This window comes from Pseudovibrio denitrificans JCM 12308, from assembly GCF_001310815.1.
In the GTDB taxonomy this organism is placed as follows: Bacteria; Pseudomonadota; Alphaproteobacteria; order Rhizobiales; family Stappiaceae; genus Pseudovibrio; species Pseudovibrio denitrificans.
In genome coordinates, this window is record NZ_BAZK01000001.1 from 68,735 (window position 1) to 91,900 (window position 23,166).

16 protein-coding genes and 1 pseudogene are annotated in these 23,166 nt (G+C 54.0%); 9 read left to right on the plus strand and 8 right to left on the minus strand.

What is annotated here, in order from left to right; all coding sequences use genetic code 11:
* Window positions 1-113: 113 nt before the first annotated feature.
* Window positions 114-1,472, minus strand: a complete 1,359-nt coding sequence (locus JCM12308_RS00295; protein WP_054782514.1) for an extracellular solute-binding protein — start codon at window positions 1,470-1,472, stop codon at window positions 114-116.
* Between the two features lie 271 nt (window positions 1,473-1,743).
* On the opposite strand from JCM12308_RS00295, the gene JCM12308_RS31180 reads away from it, so the two are divergent.
* From JCM12308_RS31180 to JCM12308_RS00305, 3 genes are read left to right on the plus strand one after another with little or no spacing between them, the layout of a single operon-like run.
* Complete coding sequence (locus JCM12308_RS31180; protein ID WP_244271799.1) at window positions 1,744-1,950, plus strand: LacI family DNA-binding transcriptional regulator; 207 nt, start codon at window positions 1,744-1,746, stop codon at window positions 1,948-1,950.
* A complete protein-coding gene (locus JCM12308_RS00300; RefSeq protein ID WP_244271800.1) occupies window positions 1,929-2,801 on the plus strand; it encodes a substrate-binding domain-containing protein in 873 nt (290 codons plus the stop codon). The genes JCM12308_RS31180 and JCM12308_RS00300 overlap by 22 nt, the downstream gene beginning before the upstream one ends.
* Before the next feature lie 14 nt (window positions 2,802-2,815).
* Entirely contained in the window at window positions 2,816-4,747 is a 1,932-nt protein-coding gene (locus JCM12308_RS00305) for a DUF5054 domain-containing protein (RefSeq protein ID WP_054782515.1), read from the plus strand.
* Between the two features lie 87 nt (window positions 4,748-4,834).
* Here the strand turns inward: JCM12308_RS00305 and JCM12308_RS00310 are convergent, their stop codons facing one another.
* The gene (locus tag JCM12308_RS00310) at window positions 4,835-6,031 is read right to left on the minus strand and encodes an iron-containing alcohol dehydrogenase (protein WP_054782516.1); all 1,197 of its coding nucleotides are present in this window, start codon (window positions 6,029-6,031) and stop codon (window positions 4,835-4,837) included.
* A gap of 73 nt (window positions 6,032-6,104) precedes the next feature.
* A complete protein-coding gene (locus JCM12308_RS00315; protein WP_208608686.1) occupies window positions 6,105-7,727 on the minus strand; it encodes a BCCT family transporter in 1,623 nt (540 codons plus the stop codon).
* A 150-nt stretch (window positions 7,728-7,877) separates the two neighbouring features.
* Between JCM12308_RS00315 and JCM12308_RS28590 the strand changes: the two are divergent.
* A pseudogene (locus tag JCM12308_RS28590) lies at window positions 7,878-8,782 on the plus strand (LysR substrate-binding domain-containing protein).
* Window positions 8,783-9,094: 312 nt separating this feature from the next.
* Complete coding sequence (locus JCM12308_RS00325; RefSeq protein ID WP_054782518.1) at window positions 9,095-11,593, plus strand: CoA transferase; 2,499 nt, start codon at window positions 9,095-9,097, stop codon at window positions 11,591-11,593.
* A 282-nt stretch (window positions 11,594-11,875) separates the two neighbouring features.
* Here JCM12308_RS00325 and JCM12308_RS00330 read toward each other — a convergent pair whose 3' ends face one another.
* From JCM12308_RS00330 to JCM12308_RS00340, 3 genes are all read right to left on the minus strand, one after another.
* A complete protein-coding gene (locus tag JCM12308_RS00330; RefSeq protein ID WP_208978117.1) occupies window positions 11,876-12,076 on the minus strand; it encodes a hypothetical protein in 201 nt (66 codons plus the stop codon).
* Between the two features lie 2 nt (window positions 12,077-12,078).
* Entirely contained in the window at window positions 12,079-12,690 is a 612-nt protein-coding gene (locus JCM12308_RS00335; protein WP_054782519.1) for a cytochrome c oxidase subunit 3, read from the minus strand.
* A 92-nt stretch (window positions 12,691-12,782) separates the two neighbouring features.
* A complete protein-coding gene (locus JCM12308_RS00340) occupies window positions 12,783-13,706 on the minus strand; it encodes a LysR family transcriptional regulator (RefSeq protein ID WP_054782520.1) in 924 nt (307 codons plus the stop codon).
* Between the two features lie 149 nt (window positions 13,707-13,855).
* Here JCM12308_RS00340 and JCM12308_RS00345 point away from each other — a divergent pair, with 149 nt between their 5' ends.
* From JCM12308_RS00345 to JCM12308_RS00360, 4 genes are all read left to right on the plus strand, one after another.
* Window positions 13,856-14,866 (plus strand): TAXI family TRAP transporter solute-binding subunit, encoded by a 1,011-nt coding sequence (locus tag JCM12308_RS00345; protein WP_008546398.1) that lies wholly within the window; start codon window positions 13,856-13,858, stop codon window positions 14,864-14,866.
* A 163-nt stretch (window positions 14,867-15,029) separates the two neighbouring features.
* Window positions 15,030-17,252 (plus strand): TRAP transporter permease, encoded by a 2,223-nt coding sequence (locus tag JCM12308_RS00350; protein ID WP_054782521.1) that lies wholly within the window; start codon window positions 15,030-15,032, stop codon window positions 17,250-17,252.
* The gene (locus tag JCM12308_RS00355) at window positions 17,249-18,394 is read left to right on the plus strand and encodes an NAD(P)/FAD-dependent oxidoreductase (protein ID WP_208978118.1); all 1,146 of its coding nucleotides are present in this window, start codon (window positions 17,249-17,251) and stop codon (window positions 18,392-18,394) included. The genes JCM12308_RS00350 and JCM12308_RS00355 overlap by 4 nt, the downstream gene beginning before the upstream one ends.
* 105 nt (window positions 18,395-18,499) lie before the next feature.
* Window positions 18,500-19,225 (plus strand): aspartate/glutamate racemase family protein, encoded by a 726-nt coding sequence (locus tag JCM12308_RS00360; RefSeq protein WP_054782522.1) that lies wholly within the window; start codon window positions 18,500-18,502, stop codon window positions 19,223-19,225.
* Here JCM12308_RS00360 and JCM12308_RS28600 read toward each other — a convergent pair.
* Together JCM12308_RS28600 and JCM12308_RS28605 are read right to left on the minus strand one after the other, a co-directional pair.
* A complete protein-coding gene (locus JCM12308_RS28600; RefSeq protein ID WP_208978119.1) occupies window positions 19,218-21,353 on the minus strand; it encodes a hypothetical protein in 2,136 nt (711 codons plus the stop codon). The two genes, JCM12308_RS00360 and JCM12308_RS28600, sit on opposite strands and share 8 nt — an antisense overlap.
* A complete protein-coding gene (locus tag JCM12308_RS28605; protein ID WP_208978120.1) occupies window positions 21,328-23,157 on the minus strand; it encodes a LysM peptidoglycan-binding domain-containing protein in 1,830 nt (609 codons plus the stop codon). The genes JCM12308_RS28600 and JCM12308_RS28605 overlap by 26 nt, the downstream gene beginning before the upstream one ends.
* Between the last annotated feature and the right edge of the window lie 9 nt (window positions 23,158-23,166).

Here is a 23,166-nt window from a genome sequence, read left to right on the forward strand (position 1 = left end):
TTACACCTTCCCGGGAGGGAAACATTCTTCTTATTGGAAGATCAGAGGGCGCAGGAGCGCGCCCTCCCGGATACAACAGAGCGATGGATGCTCTGTTGTCCTTTTTCGGCTGATTACAGCTTGCTGACTGTGTTTTCTTCGCCAACGATGGCGATCACGTCAGACTTGTACTGTGCCATTGCTTCTTCTGGAGTCTGTTCACCGGAAACAACCGCTTCCGTCATACGCTGAACTGCAACAGAAACTTTGTTGTAGTGAGCGTTGTTTGGACGCGCTGTGGTCAGAGGCAGAAGTGTCTGTGAGGTCTCTGTCAGGAAGTCAGAGTTCGGAATCCAGACATCATCACGAATACGAACGCGTGGGTTGATGGCCTGGAAGGCATCAAGCTGCTCTTTGGAGTTCATATAGGACAGAAGTGCCCAGGACTCTTTTGGAGCTTTGGTGTTTGGATTGATCACAAAACCAGTACCACCAGACATGGTCACGAAGTCCTGACCACGGAAGCCCTTGCCCGGTTCCTGAGCTGGCATCTTCTTCCATGTCATGTTGACGTCACGGTCTTTGACTTCAAACTCTGCGCCCGGCTTGGTAACTGAGCGATAGAACCAGTCGCCTTCCACCAACATGGCTGTTTTGCCATCGCGGAAGTTCGCAAAAGTGCGGTTGCGGCCATCACCGAGCAGCTGAGCGCGTTTGTCACCAAGCTTTTCGTCAATGTAGATGGTCTTGTACAGGTTCAGCGTATCCAGAATGCCTTGTGAGGACACGATCCACTTGCCGTTGTCGTCCAGCATGCCTTCACCGGTACCGAGGATCGCCATCCAGTAGCCCTGCATGGTGGTTGCTTCGCCCATGGACACACCAGCGTTCAGCTGAAGTGGTGCGGACTTTGGCATCGCCTTTTTGATGGTGCGCGCGGCATCCAGAACGTCTTCCCATGACGTTGGCTGCCATGTGTCGGCATCAAGACCGGCCTGTGCGAAGATGTCTTTGCGCACGAAGATCATGCGGCTGTCGGTGCCCAGTGCGATACCGTAGGCTTTGCCGCCGTAGGACATCAGCTCTTTGGAGCCTTCAGAAATGTGGGACCACCCTTCCCAATTGTTCACTTCTGCGCCTGCAACATCTTCTAGTGGCTTCAGAAGACCTGCGTCCACGAAGTTTGGAATGAGGAAGCCATCAAACGAGGAAACGTCTGCACCTGCCCCGGTTGAGAAGTCCAATGCGAGCTGCTGGGTCAGCTGCTCATCTTTGCCTGCGAACTCCTTGAAGTTCACTGTCACGTCCTTTCCGGTGGCTTTCATCATCTTTTCGAAGCCAGGAATGACGCTTGTTTTCAGCCAGACAGCGGCTGCACTGTTCACGCCGCCTTCCACACAACGGCAAGTGATGGTTACGTCGGTTGCCATCGCTGGCCCAGCAAGCGCTGTGGCAGCTGCAAGACCCAATGCATAACTACGCAATTTACTCATCTAAAAAATCCCCCCAGGGCATCCTGTGTTGGTGTGCCTTGTCACTAATCATGAGAAATCGATCAGTGAAATTAGAATGAACACGTTTTCACTATCCGTCAATACTATTGAAAAAATCAAGAGGATTCTGAAAATGGCTGAGAGCAGATATATTATATAAACGGCACAAAACTGTCATATTTTCGTCGTGCATAAAGATTGTTCGATTGACATCCTAGGGTTAGATACGGCATTAATAGTGAACACGTTTTCACTTATCGAGTAATTTTGAGTGTCTGATCAATCAAGCATCCAAGAGGTCAAACGCCCGGAACGCGCTACGGCAGATACAGTTGCCAAGCTTGCCGGCGTTTCGCGAGTCGCTGTTTCACGCGCCTTCAACCCGCATGCCTCTTTGAAAAAGGAAAAGCGCGAACTGATTCTCAAAATCGCGAAGGATGTGGCTACACGCCGGACATGGCGGCGCGCGCTTTGGTGACACGGCGCTCGCATCTGGTGGGCGTGATCGTGCCGGATGTGTGCAGCCCCTGGGAATCGCAGGAGATTGATGCGCTGACCACCGCCCTGCAGGCGGAAGGGTTTGCAACACTGCTCTTCAAGACACGCACTGATCAGAGCATGGATGAGCGGTTGCTGACCTATATGAAGGGCTTCAATCTGGATAGCATCATTGCCTTTGCGGAGAACGTGACACCGGACACCCTCGCCCATTCTCTGGGCCGCGCGGTGCCGATTTACGTGAGCTATTCTGAAGATGGCAGTCTGCCAAACCAGCCGAAGTCCACGTCTGTATTTGACCGGTTGATCGTGGACCAGAAAAACGGGATCGATCAGGCGGTTGCCTTGATGCAGGCTTATGGCTGCAAACGATTTGCCTATCTGGGCGGTACAACAACTTCCCTAGCAAACACAGAGCGCGAGCGCGCCTTCAAATGCGTGATGAACGAGCGCGACCTGCCGGAGCCTCTGGTGCTGCAAGGCGATTATACCTATGAGAGCGCCCTCGCCTCCACGCTTGATCTGTTTCAGGTTGGTGAAGGTGTTGACGGCATCTTTTCAGCCAACGACGTTGGCGCCTTCGGGGTGATTGATGCACTTCGCTTCAAGCTGGGCCTGCGGGTACCGGAAGATGTGAAAGTGGTCGGCTTCGATGACATCGCTCAGTCCGGATGGCTGAGCTACAACCTCACCACCGTGAAGATTGATCTGGAAGACCGTGTGCGTGCGCTTGTGCGCCTGATTTTGCGGCGCCTGAAAGACCCCAATGCCCCTGCCATGATCGAGACACTGCAGACCCGCCTGATTGTGCGCGGTACTGTGGGCTCATAAGTAAGCAAAGAAATATGTCCCCAAATACTATTCACCTGATTTTCAAAACCCATCTGGATATCGGTTTCACTGATCATGCAGAGAAGGTTCGCCAGCGCTATCACAAGTACTTCCTGCCACAGGCGCTTGATACGGCAGAGCATTTCTACTTTGAAAATCCGCAGGACCCCAAGTTTCGCTGGACCACCGGTGCATGGTTGATCTGGGACTATCTGAATGAGGCTGGTGCAGACGACGTCAAACGTCTGGAAGCTGCCATTGAAAAGGGCCTGATCCGCTGGCATGGCCTGCCGTTCACCACGCATTCTGAGCTGATGTCTCCGGCGCTGTTTGAGGCAGGTCTATCTTATTCCAAAGAGCTGGATGAGCGGTTTGGGGTGCAGACTGTTGCAGCCAAGATGACGGATGTTCCGGGTCATACTCTGGGTATTGTGCCGTTGATGGCGAAAGCGGGCATCAAGTTCCTGCATCTTGGTGTAAACACCGCTTCCCCAACGCCGAAGCTGCCGGAGGTGTTCCGCTGGCAGGCGCCAACGGGTGAAGAGATTCTGGTGCTCTATCAAAACTCTTATGGTGCGACGCAGTTCATTCCGGGTGTGGCTGATGGCCTGAGCTTTGCACATACGGAAGACAACATTGGCCCGCAGAACACTGGTCAGACCGTAAACGTCTACCGTGCCATGGAGCGGCAGTATCCGGATTATCGGATCAAGGCGGCGACATTGGATGAGTTCGCTGAGGTGCTGTGGCCACATCGCGAGAGTTTCCCGGTTGTGACGCAGGAAATCGGCGACAGCTGGATCCATGGTTCTGCGACTGATCCTGTAAAGTCGGCGCGCTACCGTGCTTTGCAGCGGGTTTACGATCGTTTTACTGAAGACAAAATCACGCCGTCCCGTCTTTCCTTTGGCCGCAAGCTTTCCATGGTGGCGGAGCATACGTGCGGGGTCGACATCAAAACATACTTGCGCGATGAGCAGGCGTGGAACCGGGATGACTTTGAAGCGGCGCGTGAGAACGATCCTCGCTTCCAGTATGCAGAAGCTTCCTGGCAGGAACAGCGCGCCTATTGTGATGATGCGATAGCGGCCCTTGATGCGGATGATCAGGCTGTTGCGAAAGCGGCGCTTAGCGAGGTGAGCAGTCCACTGCCGCATGTGGGGCCGTTTGAGATCGACAGCGAGGCTGAGTTTGGTGGCTGGACTATCAAGCTTGATCGGGACAGCGGCGCGATCAAACACCTCAAATCGCCAGATGGCAAAGAGCTGTTTGGGTTGGATGACAATCTGATCTCGTTTGCTCATGAGACCTATGATGCGGCGGATGTGAAAGCGCATATGGATGCTTACCTCACCCATGAGGAAGAGTGGGCTATTCTGGATCACATCAAGCCGGGGCTGGATAAAGCAGCAACTGCCGTTTCCAAGAGCCATCGCCCGATGTTTGAAGGACTGGCAATTGCGGATGATCGGGCCATTTTGTCTTATGTGATGGCCTCTGATATTCCCGGTGCGATCCATAACATTCAGCTGGTTCTGAACGGGGAAAGCGACAAGCTGGAGATTACGCTTCGGCTTTACGGCAAGATTGCCAACCGTATGCCAGAGGCAGGTTTCCTGCGGTTTGCACCGGATGGCGCCAAGAGCTGGCAGTTCAACAAGACCGGCTTCTGGGTGGATGCCCATGACGTGCCGGATATGAGCGGCGGTCAGTTGCAGGCGATCTTTGGTGCGAAGGCTGTCGCTGATCAGGAGATCCGCATTGCACCGCTGGATACGCCGCTTGTGGCACCTGCTGAGTTGCCGTTTATGCCATTCCAGCATCAGGCACCGGCTTACAGTGAGGGTCTGCGGTTTAACATCTACAACAACAAGTGGGGCACCAACTTCCCGATGTGGTGGGAAGGTGATTTCTGCGCTCGCTTTGTACTGGAACTGGGCGACTAGCCCACTCCCTAGCCTGTTTATCCAACAAAAAAGCCAGCTCACGGCATTGGTCGTGAACTGGCCTTTCGGGAGAGCGGGAATTTCAGCTTATTCAGCTGCGACTGACTCGCTGTCAGAGCCACGGGCATCCCACAGGCCCTGATAGATTTCGACCATTTCCGCAATGGTTGGAGTGATCGGGTTGTTGCCCGGAGATCCAGAGGCCAGCGCCTGCTCTGCCATAGTCTCGCAACGATCCATGAAGACCTGACGTTCAATACCAAACTCTTCCGGTGTTGGTACGGAGAGCTCATCATTGAGCGCACGCAGCTCGATCAGGAGCTTGCGGTTTGCCATGGCATCATCATCCTGCTCAGAGGCGAAACCGAGCGCGCGAGCTGCTTGCGCGTAACGCTCGGATGCTGCTGGAATGGAGAATGCGGTGACATCTGGCAACAGCATGGCGTTGGAGAGGCCGTGCGGCACATGGAAGAACGCGCCAATTGGACGGCTCATGCCATGAACGAGCGCAACAGAAGCGGCGGAGAATGCGACACCGGCCAGCGTTGAGCCGAGCATCATTTCCTCACGGGCTTTTTCGTTTGTGCCGTTGTGGTAGACCTCACGCAGGTTCGGGCCGATCAGCTTGAGTGCTGCCAGAGCCTGACTGTCGCTGTATGGATTTGCCTTTTTACTGACGTAGGCTTCCAGTGCGTGGGTCATGGCATCGATGCCGGTGTCTGCGGTGATGCGTGGCGGTAGGCTCATGGTGAGTTTGTAGTCCACCAGCGCTGCAACAGGCATGAAGCCGATGCCAACGCACAGCATCTTCTCACCGCGCTCTTCATCGGTGATGATGGTGAAGCGGGTGACTTCGGTGCCGGTGCCGGCTGTGGTTGGCACTGCGATGACTGGCAGGCCCTGCTCTGTGACGTCTCTTGGGAAACGATAGTCCCGCATTTCGCCACCGAACTTTGCCAGAATCGAAATTGCCTTTGCGCTATCGATCGGGCTTCCACCGCCGAGGGCCACGATGCAGTCATAGCTGTCAGCTGTTGCCTTTTCCACACCCGGAAGGATGGAGGCAACGGTTGGCTCAGGCAGGGTATCAGCAAAAACATCGCTTTCGATGCCCTCAGCCTTGAGGCTGTCCTGAATAGATTCGGAGTATCCCAGCTGAACCATCATAGGGTCTGTGACGATGAGAGGCTTTTTGCAGCCGATTTTTGCCAGAACTGCATGCAATTGGAGGCTGGCTCCCGCACCAACTTGCATGATGCGCGGCAGAATGATCTGAGATGTCATTAGAATGAACCTTTAGTTGTGGTTGTCATCTGGGATGCCGGGAACATCCCAGATGACTTAGGGGGCGAGCTTCTTACTCTGCCGGAGTTGCAGCGGAGGCTGCGCCGTCTGCGGAGTAGGAATGCTCTTCATCATCGACGGTGGAAATGATTTCAGAGACCTCAAGGTGCAGTGACTTCAGCAGGCCCCACGTGGTGAGGATCAACACGAAGGAATACGGAAGTGCTGCAACGATTGAGGCTGTCTGCAAGGCTCGCAGGCCACCTGCGAACAACAGCACCGCGGAAACTGCGCCAATGGAAAGGCCCCAGAAGATGCGGTAGCGGTTTGCAGGGTTCTCATCACCCATGGACAGAAGGGTACAGATGACGAGTGTTGCGGAGTCTGCAGAGGTGACGAAGTAGGTCACCAACAGGACGGTACACATGGCTGCACCAAGGATGGTGAGCGTGGTGCCCAGGTTCATCAGCTCGATGGTGGTGTAAAGAGCTGACGTGATGTCCTTGTTCACTGCTTCAGTCACACCGCCAGCGCCGAACAGTTCCAGGAACATTGCGGTGTTGCCGAAGGTGGTGATCCAGAATGCGGAGAGCAGTGTTGGTGCCAGAAGTACGCCGAGCAGGAACTCTTTTACGGTGCGGCCTCTGGAGATGCGGGCAATGAAGATGCCTACGAATGGTGCCCACGCAATCCACCAGCCCCAGTAGAAGATGGTCCAGCCACCCTGCCAGCTGTTGTTTGGATCAGTTTCCACCCAGAAGCCAAGCGGGATGGCGTTGGTCAGGTAGTCACCCAGATTGGTTGCGAAAGAGCCAAGAATGTAAACGGTTGGGCCAAAGATGAGGAAGAACACAAGCATGACCATGGTCAGGTGCATGTTGAACTCACTCAGCAGCTTAATGCCCTTGTTCACGCCACTCAGAACGGACATGGTTGCCAGAACGGAGATGACAGCGATGATGATGATTTTGCTGGTGGTGCTGACTTCAATGCCGAACAGATAGTTCAGGCCGGTATTCATCTGCTGGGCTCCCAAACCAAGAGATGTAGCAATACCGAAGACGGTGCCAAACACTGCAAGCAGGTCGGCAGCGTGACCGATTGGGCCATAAATCTTTTCACCAAAAATCGGATAGAGCCCTGAACGAACGGACAGCGGCAGGCCCTTGCGATAGTGGAAATAAGCGAGACCTAGACCAGAGAGTGCAAACAGTGCCCAACCATGCAGTCCCCAGTGGAAAATACTAATACGCATTGCGATCTGGGCTGCCTCTACGGAACTCTCCTGCCCTTCTGCAATGAACGGATTACTTTGGAAGTGGTAAATTGGTTCTGCGATACTCCAGAACAAGATACCGATGCCGATGCCTGCTCCAAAAAGCATCGAAAACCAAGAAAAGAAGCTGTATTCCGGCTTCTCGTCATCCTTCCCCAAGCGGATGTTGCCATAGCGGCTCATGGTCATTGCAAAGGCAAGGAACAGGAAAAAGCTGACCAGGCCGATATAGTACCAAGATAGATTATCCGCGATGAAACCTTTAGCTGAATTGTAAATCGAGCTAGCAGTTTCAGGAACCATTACAGTAAACAAAACAAACGCAACAACGAGTACAGTAGACCCGACGGCCATAACAGGATTAACACCTGTAAACAGGCCCTCCCCCGTCCTTCTTCCAGTATTGCTGTTATTATACATTTGTCCCCCTCAAGCTTTATTTTTGCTGTCCTGATTGAAGCTTGAATTTTTGCCGGAGGGTTAAATTGTTATCAATCAACAAAAAAAGACCCAATGATATAAAAATATTTATGAATAGTTTTACGTAGAATATGGAATTCTACCATACGAATGGGAGAACCAAATGAAGAAGAATTTACCCCCGCTCAATTGGCTCAGGCATTTGAAGCGTCCGCGCGACATTTGAGCTTCACGCATGCCTCAACCGAGCTCAACCTTACGCAGGCTGCGATCAGTCACCAGATCAAGGGGCTGGAGTGTCAGCTGGGGTGTGTATTGTTTAAGCGTCTGCCACGTGGGTTGGAGTTGACAGACGCCGGGGCTGCCTATCTTCCTGCGGTTCATGAGTCCGTTGAGCGCTTGAAAGCGGCGACCGAAGAAATCTTCGGTCAGGGGCAAAACAATCTGCTGACAGTGAAGATCAATATGGTGTTCTTTATGCGCTGGCTTGCGCCGCGTATGAAAGAGTTCCGCCGTTTGCATCCGAAGATCAATCTGCGCATCACCTCCAACATCTGGCTGGACAACAAGGAAAGCTCTGGCGATTGCGATATGGAAGTGCGGTATGGCCGGGGCAAGTGGCCGTCCCTGCAGTGTGATCGGCTGACACGGATGAACTGTTTCCAGTCTGCAGCCCGTGCTACCTGGAGGAGAACGGGCCGCTCACCTCACCTAAGGATCTGCCAGACCACACGATTTTGCATGTGATCGGTTATCAGGAAGGTTGGGGCTACTGGCTGAAGCAAACCAAGCATAGTGATCTGGAGTTGGGCCAGAGCTATCAGTTTGATACCCTTGTAACTGCATTGGAAATGGCCGCTCTGGGAGAAGGCGTTGCGCTGGGGAGAACCAGCCTTGTGGAAAATGCAATCAAGTCCGGACAGCTGGTTGCGCCGTTGGAACAAAGGGTTCCGACAGAAGAAGCGTTTTACCTCGTTTACTCCAATAACAGTCTTGAGCACCCCCATGCGGTGGCCTTCAGAAACTGGATTTTGAACGAGATACATGAAGGCTAAACAGCCTTTTTGCCGGTAGCGGCCTATTTCAATCCAAAGATCAATTTTCGGGAATGGTGGAAGGAAATTCATCTTCCACCAGTCTTTCAGAGACCAGTGCAGTCAGTTCAGAATTAGTCGAGCTACAAATAATTTTATGTCTGCACCGAAATTTAAATTGCTGGTTTCTACGTATGTGCCTGCCTATTGTTTTTTCAATGAAATGACCCGCAGCTGCGAACCATTTCACTCATAACAATCTGAAATAAAAGACGAATTATGTCTGGAATAAACTGAGATCCGTTGATGGACGGTTTCTGAGGATGATGTTGCATGGAAAAAAGACTTCCCCTTGAAGGTGTCAGAGTTGTCGACTTCGGTCAGCAAATTGCAGGTCCGGCTGTTGCCATGATCCTTGCGGATATGGGCGCAACCGTTATTCACGTTGATCCGCCTCAGGGGCCACAATGGGATCATCCAGCTAATGCGATTTTGAACCGCAATAAGAAATGCATCCGGCTGGACCTGAAGTCTGAGGATGGTTTGCAGCAGGCGTTTGAGCTGATCGCCAACGCTGATGTGGTGGTTGAGAGCTTCCGCCCTGGCAAAATGAAAGCACTTGGCGTTGATTTCGCTGCGCTGCGTGCTGAGCGCCCTGAACTGGTGACCCTTTCTGTGCCGGGTTTTGCCAGCAATGACGAACTGCGCCGTGAATGGAAAGCAACTGAAGCGATTGTTGCGGCCACGTCCGGTGCGTTTACCGATATGGGCTTCAACCGCGTGCTGATGGGGCTGAACCCTAGCTTCTCCCCGCTCCCACTCGGTTCTTCCTACGCCACCACCATGGCAGCAAGCTCTGTTGTTATGGCGCTGCTGGCCCGCGAAAAGACTGGCCGTGGTGACACCATTGAGGTGCCGATTGCAGCAGCTCTGATGGAAGGCCTTTCTTACAACTCTGTTGTGATTGAAGGCATGCCAGAGCGCTACATGACCATGCGCGAGCACGAAATTTCCCATCGCCGCGACAATGACATCGAGATGGACCTGTCCTACGAAGACCTGCAGGAATATCTCGATCCGTTCTACCGCACCTATGAGTGTGCGGATGGCCGTTACTTCTATGCGGTTTGCCCGTCTCACAGAAACCATGCCCGCCGCTGTCTGCAGGCGCTTGGCATCTATGAGGAACTGTTGGCGGAAGGTTTGCCTGAAGTGAACGACCTGCACCTGCCAATCAAAGAGTGGGACGGTGAAACCTCCATAGGCGTTTATCCGCTGCCGAAGAAGTGGGCGGATATCATTTCAGCCAAAATGAAGAAGGTGTTCCTGACCAAAACTTCTGAGGAATGGGGCGTGATCTTTGGTGAAGGCCAGATTCCGGGCGCACCACACCGCACCACTCAGGAATGGGTGAACAGCGAACACACCAACACCTCCGGTCTGATCGTGGAAGTGAACGATCCAGAATACGGCATGATGAAGCAGCCGGGTCCAATCGTTTGGTTTGAAGAGATTGCTGACTATCTCCTCACTCCAAAAGCCCGTGAGAACGTGAGCTACGATGAGGCACTTGCAGCGCTGAAGGCAGTTGGCAACAACGATAATCTGCCAGCCCCTTCTGCTCAGTCTGCCGACAAAGCTGGCTGGCTGAAAGACCTGCGCATTCTGGACCTGACCAACGTGATTGCAGGCCCGCATTCCACCGCATTCCTTGGCCGTTTTGGTGCTGAGGTGGTGAAGCTGGATCCAGTGACACCGCTTTATGACCCGCTCATCGGTACGCTCTTCACATTCCAGACCAACATCGGCAAGAAGAGTGCTTTGGTGGACATCACCACCGGTGAAGGCCGTGAAGCATTTGAGCGTCTTGTGAAGTCGGTAGACCTTGTTGTGATCAACGCGCCAGATCGTCAGATGAAACCGCTGGGGCTGGATCATGACAGCTTGCAGGCGATCAATCCGGGCGTTCTGTTCTGCCGCCTTGACTGTCTGGGTGGCCCTAAGCCGGGTCCGAAGACCAACTACATTGGTTATGATGACATCATTCAGGCGAACAGCGGTATCATGAGCCGTTTCGGCGGTCCGGACACACCAGAGGAGCACGCGCACCTTGGTACGCTGGACGTGAACTGCGGCTTTGCAGCTGGTCTGGGTATGGCGCTGGCGCTTTACCACAAGCACAAGACCGGTGAGACCTCCCGTGCCCGTACGTCTCTGTCTGCTGTGACCAATCTGGCACAGGTGAAGTTTGCGTTTGATTATGAAGGTCGCGCTGCGTTTGACGAAGCCTCTGGTCGTGATGCGCTTGGCAACCACGCGCTTTCTCACTTCTACAAAGCCTCTGATGGCTGGCTGTTCATGGATGCTGAAGAGCATGAGCTTGCCAAGCTGGCAGGTGTGGAAGGTCTTGCTGGTGTTGATGAAGCCAACGACACCGCTGAGTTCCTTCGCGTTGCCTTTGCGCAGGACACTGCAGAGAGCTGGTGTGAGAAACTGAGAGCTGCGGATATTGCGGCAGCCCAGCCACTTGGCATCGAACACTTGCGTGATTCTTACACACGCACCGCTGATGGCACCGTTGGTATTGACCGCGGCAGCTATGCGTTCTCCACCTATGAGGACCATCCAAGTGGGCACCGTGTGACGCTGATTGATCACTACTCCATCCGTCCGGAAGAGGCTGCGATCAAGGCACTGCCAAGCACGGAAGCTTACGGCAACTCCACCCGCGAAGTGCTGGCCAGCGTTGGTTACAGTGATGAGCAGGTGAGCGACATGATCGAGCGCCGCATTGCGGGCACCGGCTGGGGCAAAGAGTTCCTGCCGAGCTAACGATTACCCCCGAGGCCTCTCTCTTTCCTAGAACCAGAACCCACGGTTTGGAGAGAGGCTTTGAAAGAAACCCTCGCTGCCCGCTCAGGCCGTGAGGGTTTTCTTTTTATATGCCTATGAGCTCTTATTTATGCGTATCTTTATCCGAAAACCGGTTCCCACTTTTCGGAGATACGCTCTATTGCATCAGACCAGCTGAAACAAAGGTGAGCAATCCGGCGCAGATGACTGTTATGGCGACGATCATGCTGGAGAGCATGGAAAGCCATGCGGGGCACCTGTTCAAGCCAGATATTGGGTGAGGATGATACGGGCTTTGAACAGGATCAGCGTGGCGATGATGAGCGGGCCGACATAAACCAGCAGGTCACTGTTGATCAGACTCAGGACATATCCCAGCACTGTGAGAGCGACCAGCACGATCCATGCTTTGAAGAGGTCATTCATGGGAACACTGCGGGATGCGGTTTTCTCGTTCTGCATGACTACACTCCCTGCCCCATGAGATAGAAGATTGGGAAGATGATCACCCAGATCAGATCCACCATGTGCCAGAAGGCCGTTCCCGATTCCAGATTGTCCTCCGTGGGCCACAACGCAATAATGCCAAGGATGATCAGGCCGAAGATGACATGGGCTAGGTGGAACCCTGTGACCAGATAGTAGAGCGTATAGAATGTGTTGGTCTCAACATTGAGGCCGAGAGCGAGCTTTTCCTTATACTCATAGATCTTGAGCGCCATGAACACGACGCCCAAAGCCCCCGCACCCAGCAAGGACAGTCGTGCCTTTGCCACCTCTTTGACCTTGCCAAAGCGAACCGCAATGGCTGCGAACAGGCCGGAGGTGAGCAGGATGATTGTATTGAGGGTTGCCAGTGGCACATTCAGGTGGGTGCGAGCCTCGCGGTAGATCTCAACATTGAGCAGTTCATTGCCCGCAAACGCCCAGAGTGCGCCGCCGAATACGAGGATTTCGCTGACAATCAGGATCCACATCATGGGATCGCCCGGCAGATTTTCTAGTGCCCATGGAGAGACTGGCTGGCGGTAGACCCGCTCTGAGTTCTCTTCTTCGTTCTGGCAGATCTCGTCCATTACACCCTTCCAGCGGAAATTCCAGTTTTCTGCAGCTTAGAATGATTTGCAGCTGTCTTCCTTGTCCGAGCGCTAACTGGGTGATTTCTCGGCTACTTGATGGGCTGGGCGATGGTCTCTTCCACCCAGCTTTGCCAGGAACTTACAAAGGAGCTGGCAAGGCGTGAGAGTGGGCGCTGGTGCGGCACCACGATGGAGTATCCGAACGGGACTGCGGGCTCAAACGGCAGAAAGACGATTTTTGAGGCATCTCCCCGGCTGCGCTGGTAACTGACGGCGCTGAGCACATCGACGATGGAGCAGATCTGGCCTGCCTCGACAAAATGGAACAGCGGCAGGAAGTATTGGGTGTCGATGCGAATGTTGAGGCGTGCACCCTGAGCCTGAAACGCTGCCTTTGTGGCTTCATAAGTGGAATGGCTTGGTTGCAGCACCCCCATGGGCATACCGTCCAGATCCCTGGCCTGAATGACTTTCTTCTCTGCCAATGGTGATGATTTGGGAACGGCGCAGACGCAGGTGCACGGGATTGTGGTGTTGTGGAACAGCTTTTCCTGCTCTGAGCCGACAGCGGCATCACAGAAGCCAACCTGAAAACTTTGGGCCGCGATGAGATTGAGGATCTGCGGTGAGCTGCGGGTTGCGAGGGTGACTTTCACCTGTGGTTTGTCCGCAGTGAACTGGCTGATGAACTCCGGCAGCAGATAGGAGGATGGGCCCGGCATGGCAACGATGCCCAGTGAGCCCTGCACCTGATCGCGCATGTTACCGAGGTTCTGTTCGACTGTTTTAAGGCGATCGAGAATGCCTGAGGCTTCCGAGAGTAGATAGTGAGCTTCGGGTACAGGAATCAGCCGCCGGCCTTCACGGATGAACAGCGGCATATCCAGATCATCTTCCAGCGCTTTGAGCGAGGCGCTCACTGCAGGCTGGGTGCGATGAAGATTGCGCGCGGCATGGCTGACGGAGCCTGTTTTCATAATCTCGCGGAAAACCGCCAATTGCTGCAGATTCATGCGCGCCTCAATACATAAACAAAATCTATCATAACCATAATATTTCGAATTTGCTTTTATGCATAAGGCTACCCCACCATGACACAAATAATCAGAAATACGGATCATCTTTATTTGGGAACATCTACATTTGCTAGAGGGGGGATATCATGGGATTTTTCAGTAAGTTCGCAGGTGTGGCACTGGCCTGCACAATGATGAGTGGGGCTGCGGTTGCGCAGGACATCAAGTTTTTCCGCATTGGCACGGGCGGTGCCGGCGGCACCTACTTCCCGATTGGCGGCATCATTGCCAACGCTATTTCCAACCCACCTGGCTCTCGTCCGTGTGATCAGGGCGGTAACTGCGGTGTGCCAAATCTGGTGGCGATTGCTCAGTCCACAAACGCGTCTGCACACAATGTGAATGCAATTCAGGCGGGTCAGATGGAAGCAGGACTGACTGGGGCAGCAACCCTGCACTTTGCTTATCACGGTAGTGGCAAGTATGAGGGCAATGCCAAACCGGACCTGCGCGTGATTGCAAACCTTTATCCTGAGGATCTGCATCTTGTCCTGCCAAAAGGTGGTGAGTTGGCGAGCCTTGCAGACCTGAAGGGCAAACGTGTGGGCATTGCGCAGGCAGGGTCTGGTACTCAGATTGCTGTTGAGCTGATACTTGCGGACCACGGCGTCAACCGCGACAATATTGATGAAGCCGAGCTGAACAATGCACAAAGTGCAGAACGGACGGCGGATGGTCAGCTGGATGCATACTTTTATGCAGCAGGTACTCCGGTTGCGGCGATGATCCAGTTAGACAACACCAAGGGCATGGATCTTTATTCCTTTACCGATGAAGAGGTCGCACAAGCCAACAAGACTGTGCCCTACTACATTCCGTCCACCATTCCGGCTGGCACCTATCCGGGCGTGACGCATGACACCAACACGGTGGCGGTGAGCGGCATGTTTGTGACCAATGCCAATATTGATGAGGAGTTGGTCTACGAGATCACCAAGGCGCTGTGGTCCAAAACAGCACGCAAACTGCTGGATAACGGCCATCCAAAGGGCAAGGTGATCACCATGAAGACCGCTCTGGACGGCATTGATGGCATTGGCGTGCCGCTACATCCAGGCGCTGAGCGCTTCTACAAGGAAGTTGGTCTGCTCGACTAACAGCAGCAATACTCTGAGCAGCAGCGGGAGCTCTCTTCCGCTGCTGCTTGTTGCCACCGGTGGGTCTTCCTATGGTTTTGATGCGCGCCTTTTGCTTTTGAGCAATTGAGTGCTGCCTGCCATGTGCCACCGCATGACACATCCCCATATCCCGGAGGGTTTCATGCCCCTGCAATCGCACCTTGATAACAAGGCTCTGGAAGAGCTGGAGAAAAAGTACGACTCGGCTCTGCACACCCGTGACAACGGACCTTTCCTGACCAAAGTGGTTTACTGGGCGACCATTGCTTATGCGCTCTATCACTTCTGGACTGCAGGGTTTGGCACGCCGGTTGACTACGTTCACATGGGCATTCACCTTGCCGGGCTCTACTTCTTTATTTTCCTCGCTTTTCCGTTTTTCAAATCAGATGGGGCCTATGCCAATACGCCTGGCAAGTTTCTGAGCTTTGGCAATGTGCCGCTGTTTGACTGGGTGATCATGGTTCTGGCCATGATGGGCTCGCTTTATCTGTGGTTCAGCTGGCGCGGGTTTGATCTGTTCGGCTTCAATGTGTCCGAGCAAGCGTTGCGACAAGGCAATCCTGCCGGGCCAGACATTTTCTTCGGGACGATCATAATCCTGTCAGTTCTGGAGATTGCACGGCGGACCATTGGCATTGTGTTGCCGCTGATCATTCTGGTGTTCATCGGGTATGCGCTGCTTGGGCCTTACATCCCAATCCAGATCCTGAAACATCCGGGCGTGGATTGGCGTCAGTTCGTCAACAACATGTACTTCCCGTTTGAAGGCATCTTTGGGGTGACGCTCTGGGTGGTCTCTACCGTTGTATTCCACTTCGTTCTGTTTGGTGTGGTGGCGCAGCGCATGGGGCTGGGGCAGTTCTTCGTCGACAACGCCATGATCCTTGCTGGCCGTTACACCGGCGGCCCGGCGAAGGTTTCCGTTGTTTCCTCTGCCTTCTTTGGCACGATTTCCGGTTCATCCATCGCCAATACGGTCTCAACCGGCTCTCTCACCATCCCGAACATGAAAAAGCTTGGCTATCCGGGCCACTTTGCGGGCGGTGTGGAAGCGGCTGCTAGTGCAGGCGGGCAGATTACGCCTCCGATCATGGGCGCTGCGAGCTTCCTGATGGCCGAGTATCTGGAGGTTCCCTACACCACCATCGTGATTGCAGCGATCGTCCCTGCCCTGATGCACTATATCGGCGTCATTTCCATCGTGCACTTCACTGCAAAACGCCTTGGGCTGGAAGCTTATCCTAAGGATCAGATTCCGCAGTTTGTGCAGGTCTGGCGTGAGGGCTGGTTCACCGTTCTACCGCTGATCGGGCTACTGGTGGTGCTGTTCTCAGGTTACTCGCCCAACATGGCAGCATTCATCGGCATCTCGCTGTGTATCGTGGTGGGCTTTTGCGCCATCGACAAGCCGCTCTCTCTTGCTGTGCCGTTGATGTTGCTTGGGTTTATCTTCTGGAAGGCCTCGCCTTACTCCGGCGAAGGGTTCTCTCCAACCATGGCTGGTGTTTTGGGTGCTCTGACCTTGCTCGGATGTTTGCATCGCAATGAGCGGCAGAGCTTCAAAGACCTGTTCGACAGCTGTCACGTGGGTGTTCAGTATGCCTTGGCCGTTGGTGCTGCCTCTGCTGCGGTTGGGATTGTGGTTGGTGTGATCAACACCACCGGCGTTGGGTTCCGTCTGGGCTTTATGGTCACCAACGGAGCAGCTGATATGGCGGCTTCTCTGGCGCCGCTGCTGGACTGGACCTCTCTTGAGGTGTTCGAACAGTCTTCCATTCAGCAGTTCCTGTCACTGGTGCTGATTGCCATTGCCTGTATCCTTATGGGTGCTGGCCTGCCAACAACAGCGCTTTACATCATGCTGGTGGCTGTAGCGCAACCTGCATTGGCACAGCTGGGCGTGCCTGCCCTCGCCACCCATATGTTCGTGCTCTATTACGGCGTTATCTCAGAGATCACGCCACCAGTGTGTGCCTCGGCCTATGCAGCGGCGGGGATTGCGGGCGCTAATCCGTTCCGGACCGGTGTGAATGCGTTCACGCTGGGGCTCGGCAAGCTGATGGTGCCGATGGTGTTTGTCTATGCACCGACCATGCTCATCGTGCTGCCAGAGTACTTCACGCTGATGTCGTTCCTACAAGTGACACTGACCTGTGCGCTGGGTGTGTTTGCCATTGCCACAGCGGTTTCGGGTTACTTCATTGCTCCGCTCAATGGCATCTGGCGTGTCCTGATGGCAATTGGTGGCCTGATGCTGGTAGCACCGAGCTTAGGTTCTGACATGGCCTCCCTTCTGGTGATCGCGCCTGTGCTGATCCAGCAGTTTGCCAGCCAGCGCACTTTGCAGGAAGCCACGCAATGACAGCCTCTGATGTAACTATTCTGGGTGCCGGCCTTGTCGGCATCTGCTCTGCACTGTCACTGGCTGAAAAAGGCTTTCGCGTGCACATGGTTGACCGGGATGCTCCCGGTCAGGCCACCTCTGCGGGGAATGCGGGCATTATCTCTCCGTGGTCTGTGGTGCCTCAATCCATGCCGGGGATCTGGAAGAAGGTGCCGGGCTGGTTGCTGGACCCACAAGGACCGGTGAGCATCAAACCAAGCTATTTGCCGCGTGTGTCGCTCTGGGGGCTGCGGTTTCTTTATGAAGGGCGGCAAGAGCGCATTCAGCCGATCAGCGATGCCATGTTTGCGCTCAATCATGACTGTGTGGAGCTTTACCGGCATCATCTGGCTGGCACTGGCCATGACCATCTGTTGCAGGACAGTTGGTATGTGCATGCCTTCCGCGATGCTTCACAGGTCAACCTGTCGTCGCCTGATTATGCTATGCGCAAGGCGGTTGGGGCGGAGATTGAGCAGATTGGAGCGGCTGAGCTGCGTAAGCTGGAACCATCCCTCACCCACGACTTTGAGGCTGCGGTTTTGATCAAAGGGCAAGCGCGGGCCGTATCTCCCGGCAAGATCGGCGAAGTGCTTGCAGAAAAGCTTTTGGCCATGGGCGGAATCATTGAGCGGGCCAAGGTGCTCAAGATCAGTCCGCAAGAGGACGGCAGCTGGACCTATGTGACTGAGCAAGGTGAGCACTCTACGCCCAAGCTTGTGCTTTCCATGGGGGTTTGGTCTGCGGAGCTTTTGAAGCCTCTCGGGATCAAGATTCCAATGGAAGCGGAACGCGGGTATCACGTTTCCTTTGATAATCCGGGCGTTTCTCTGTGCCATTCCGTGATGGACATGGACATGAAGTTCGTCGCCTCATCCATGGAAGACGCGATCAGGGTTGCGGGAACAGCTGAGTTTGCCGGACTGGACGCGCCGATTAATCAGAAACGACTGGATGCCTTGGTTGCCCTTGCGAGCAAGCTGCTACCGGATCTGAATACAACACAGATCAGTACATGGTCTGGTCAGCGGCCCAGCCTGCCAGACAGTTTGCCGTGCATTGGGCAGATCGATGGTTTTCAGAACCTCATCGGCGCCTTTGGACACAGCCACTACGGCTGATGATGGCTCCAAAAACCGGACGCTTGGTTGCAGACCTTGTTGCCGGACTTACCCCAAACATCGACATGTCACCTTACCATGTGACGCGCTACTGAAGGAAAATCTATGACCATTCATAGTGGTGGCCAGAACATCTGCGGCGTTTCAATCGGCGTTCTTTCTCTAGAGAGCTATTTCCCGAAGCCTCCGGGGCACATCAAGAACCCCTCCAGCCTGCCATTTACGACGACCTATGAGATCCTTCATGGTTTGACCGTGCAGAAGCTGCTGGCTGATCCCTCTCCTGAGCTGCTGGAGCCGATTATCAGCGCGGCAAAGCGGCTGGAGGATCAGGGCGTGCACGCAATCACCGGATCCTGCGGGTTTCTGGCGATCTTTCAAAAGGAGATTGCTGAGGCGGTTTCCATCCCTGTGTTTGTGTCATCTCTCATTCAGGTGCCACTCGCCTATCACATGACCAAGGCTCCTGTTGGCGTTATTACGGCCTCGGCATCTTCTTTAACGGACAAGCATCTGGAAGGTGTTGGTGCCTTTGATGTGCCGATTGTGGTGCAAGGGCTGGATGAGGCGCCGGAGTTCTCCTCTGTGATCCTGCGCGGCGAGCGCACGCAGATGGATCTGGGCAAAGTGACGGGCGAGCTGTTGGCTGCTGCTGAAAGCATGGTGGAGCGCTCGCCAGAGATTGGTGCGATCGTGCTGGAATGCACTGACCTGCCACCTTATGCGCATCAGCTGCAAGCCAAGGTCAACCGGCCTGTGTTTGACATCATCACCCTAGCGAGCATGGTTCACGCTACATCCCACCGCATGGCTTTCCCCGGCTTCATCTAGCCTCTTCCAACTGCCTTTCATAGGACGGGAGTGGCGGATCAATATCATCGGTGCAGAGGTAGAGATCCTGCAGGTTGAGCAAGGGCATCGGATTTTCCGTCAGGTTGGACATGATGTTGAGCGCGAAGGTTAGTGTGGCGTTGTTGCAGGAGGGTTTGTGCGTCTCAGCCCAAGCTGTGATGGACTTGGCAAGGTTCTTGATGATGTTCCCCTTCGGCTTGCCTTTCGTGGTTATGGTGATCGGGGTTGGCGGCAGAAGTGCAATTGGCAGATCAATCGGCTCTTCAGTCAGTCCCTCAGCCAGGTGATAGGCATAACCGATGTTGAGCTGGAGAGTAACATCCCCGACGAACTCGCCTTTGAACAGCTTGCAAAACAGATTGTTCAGATGCTGTGTCAGGCTGCATTTGCTCGGCTCTCCCTTCGGTTCATCCAGCCATGCGATGTTAAGCGGCTGATAGCTGGAGAGTGTTGGGTGGAACGGGTTTTTGAAGGTGGCTGTCGGCGTTTTAAAGACAAAGCCCTCGTTGATCTTGCCAAAGATGTAGTTATTTCGGGTCATGTACATGGAGGCGATGGCATCCTGTCGGGCCAGTACCTGCATCCCCGGTAGGATCACCTGCCGGTCACTGATGGACTGCGCGATATCCTGCGTTAGGTACGTGATCTTCTTCTTTTTCTCCTGCGTGTAATAGTAGGTGTAGGTTTTCTTGCCCTTTTCGCAGGCATTTGAGGCCAGATGGCTGGTCCACTCAGGAATTTCGACAGAGGGTTCTCCAGTGAGGCCTTTGAGATTGTTGCAGTCTTCTAAAATGAGTTTGACCACCCATCGATCTGCTGTGTCTTCATTGTTTGAGGTGTATGCCTGATTTTCCTCCAGAATGCTGAACTTGTAGCTCTCAGCCCCTTCCTTTGTTGCCGGGGCCGCCAGCATGCTCAGATTTCCAGCAGCCGTGGCTGCTTTTATGATGTCCTCATTGATCTTGATGATCGCAGATAGGACACTGGCAGCATCTTCGATGGCCGCATCGTCCTGTCTTGCCGCGCTGATGACAGGCACGTGTTGGTCCAGAATGGCGGAGAGATTGCTTGCAACGGAAATGAACTGGGCGAGCTCTGCGAAGGCATCAAGGAAGCCTGCGAGTTCGTTTGCAGGTTTGTCTTTGATGTTGAACTGAATCTGGCCGTGGGCTTTGTCCTGTAAGTAGTGAAAGTTCAGGCCGTAAGTGTACTCATAATCCCATCTGGTGATTTTGCTCAGCTGCGTGGCCTTCTTATCAAAGGCTGGGCCAGCTTGGGAGACCATCCTCGGAGTTTCGGGGAAGCTGCGCAGCAAGATTGGCAGTTTGAAGGAGCCGAGAGACTTTTCCAGCACCGGCGTGTCTTCGGCTGTAATTGGCGACAACCAGCTGGACGCCTTATAGCCCTCGATGTTTTTGACAGGACTGATCTGGTGTTCCAGAGCCGTGACCTTGTAGCAAAGATCCAGACAGAGGCACTCTGTGGTCTCTCCCAGTTTCTCAGAGGCTTCCAATAGGAATGTGAGGGGTTGCTCTTCGCCCTGCTCAAGCTTCAGTTTTGGCGAGGTCAAGGAGATCAGGCTGGCGAGCGTCTTGCTGGTTGTAGAGCTTGCTTTTTCCTCAGCATGCGGCGGGCAGTTTTTGATGCTGTTGAGGTTTATGTTGCCGCAAAGCTGCGGTGTTTCCTCATTTCCTTGCAATGGGATGCTGGCGGTTACATCCGCACCAAAGGAGATGGCTGCTTGTGTGGTGTAGAGGTTGGAGAGCTCATTCAGTAGAGACTGGCGGAAGGTTTCCTGCGCTGAGGCCAGGCGGGTGCTCGCTCCGTCCTGATAGATCGGTGCGAGCATGTTAGCCGTGATCCCGGCAAGGCTTTCTTTCTGATCTGCCAGTTGCTCCATAAAGCCGGTGGGTTTCGGCGTTCCATTTTTTACTGCCTGAGACTGCAGATGATGATCGATGAACAGGATGGAAGATGAGTACTTTGGCGAGAGCAGACCGTCGAAGAAGTCGAAGTATTGCTTGAGCCACACATCCATTTCTACGTTGGAGAATGTGCTTTTGACTGGTGTGCCCGTGAACTTACCCGTTTGAGTCGAAGTCCTCAAGACTGGTGTACGGATAGATGGAGGCACTGCGGGAGATCAGTGTGTTACTGACTGGCAGTGCCGCGTAGAGTTCAGGATGGCACTCATCAGTGATGCGGAACGAGATTGGATCACCCTCCTGGCGCCCTACTCTGACTGCCCAAGTGGCGTTGGAAGCGAGGCCCGCAGATGGGGCATAGCGATTGATGCCGGACGCGACCATGATCTGGAAGTCTGGCCCCTGAATGGCTTTGGCGACGTTTCCCGCGAACTCTGCAAGGATATCTGGTTTGGGCTTCTTAGGCTCTTTGTCAGACCGTTTTGGCGCGGATACATTGGTTTTAATCGCGACTGTATTTGCTACTGAACGGGCCAGAGGATCTGCTGCATAGTCTCCAACCGCGATGCCATGGGTGCGTTTGAAGATGAGCTTTGTCACCAGCTCAAAGACCTGATCAGTACGGACATCCGAAAGCGCTGTTGTGACTGGAAGTTTCAGGGATGGAATGGTGAATTTTGGGTCTGTTTCGTTCCCGTCCGCAGCACTGTGTTTTTGAAGGAACTTTTGAATGTGCTGCCACCAGCCAATGAGCTGCTTCAGTTCGCCATCTGTCAGCGTATAGTTCTCGCTCACCAGTGAGGTGTCGACCTCCACAGCAAACCCGTTGGGGTCGTCAAACTGAGTCAGCATATCTTCCACGATGACCAGAGCTGAACGTGCACGTTGCTGGGCAATGGAAGGGTTCTGACCCTTTTGCGGAATGAAGGGGCTGGTATCGAAACTGAAAGAGACCATGAGCGTGAAGGTCTTTTCAGGATTTTTGCTCATGGCAACAGTCCAACTAGCAGATGTGGAGGGCCATTGGGAGAGCGGGATGATCTGGTCTGTATACCCTTGCAGTGCGGGCTTGTTGCTGAGCTTTCCGGCTGGATCAGCGTAATCATCCAGCGAGGAAAGAATGGTGTTGCCGTAATAATCGTTCCAGCCGAGTTTGGTTTGCAGCAGTTTGCCGTTTGCAATGTAGGGATTGAGCGGCTTGTCCTTTCCCTTGTCTTTCACAAGACCGAGATAAGAAATTGCGCCATGATACTGCTCTGCATCGCCAGTTGATGCTTCCAGTACATATCTGACTTTGTTTTCATCCGGTGATGTGGACTTGCCGGAGGCACCGATGGGAAGCCCCATATTGCTCGATTTAAAGTCCTGATTTTCGGTCACCTGATAAGCCAGCAGGCTGTAATTGTTGAGAAGCAGAGCCTTGGCGTAGTCCGAGCCGGTGCCACCTGATGGGACCGGCTGCGGTTTGGCTCGCTTTGCGTTGAGGGCCTGAACACCGGGATGTTCACCCGGCTGCACCGACAGTGGGCCCGCATGGGTGGTGAGGGTCTGACCTGCTACCAGAAGGTTCTCCTGTTCCGCATTACTGACCGCGACCACAATCGGCTCTGTGCCGAAGTACTCTGCAATTTTCTTCAGGTCCGTCAGTTTGATCAGATCGTTGCTGAGGGTTTTCGCAGCAATGGTCAGTTCAATGGCAGGTAATCGCAACGGAGTGCCTGCGGGCAGGTTTTCGTCTTTCAGGCCCGGGTTGATCTGCTTGAGTTGATCGACGGTCGTGCCAAAGCGCAGGGCAATGCTGGCAAAGGAGGCTCCAGGCCTACTGGTGCCTTGTGGGACCATGTAAGTACCCTGCTCTATGAGGATTGTTTTGCCCTTGGCCAGCTCGATCTCAGTGCTATCCAACGACAGAGTGTTGGCGATGAGTGCGTTGAGGTTGGAGTGATAGAGCCGAGCGATGCTTTCCAGTGTATCGCCCTGTTGCACGGTATGCTC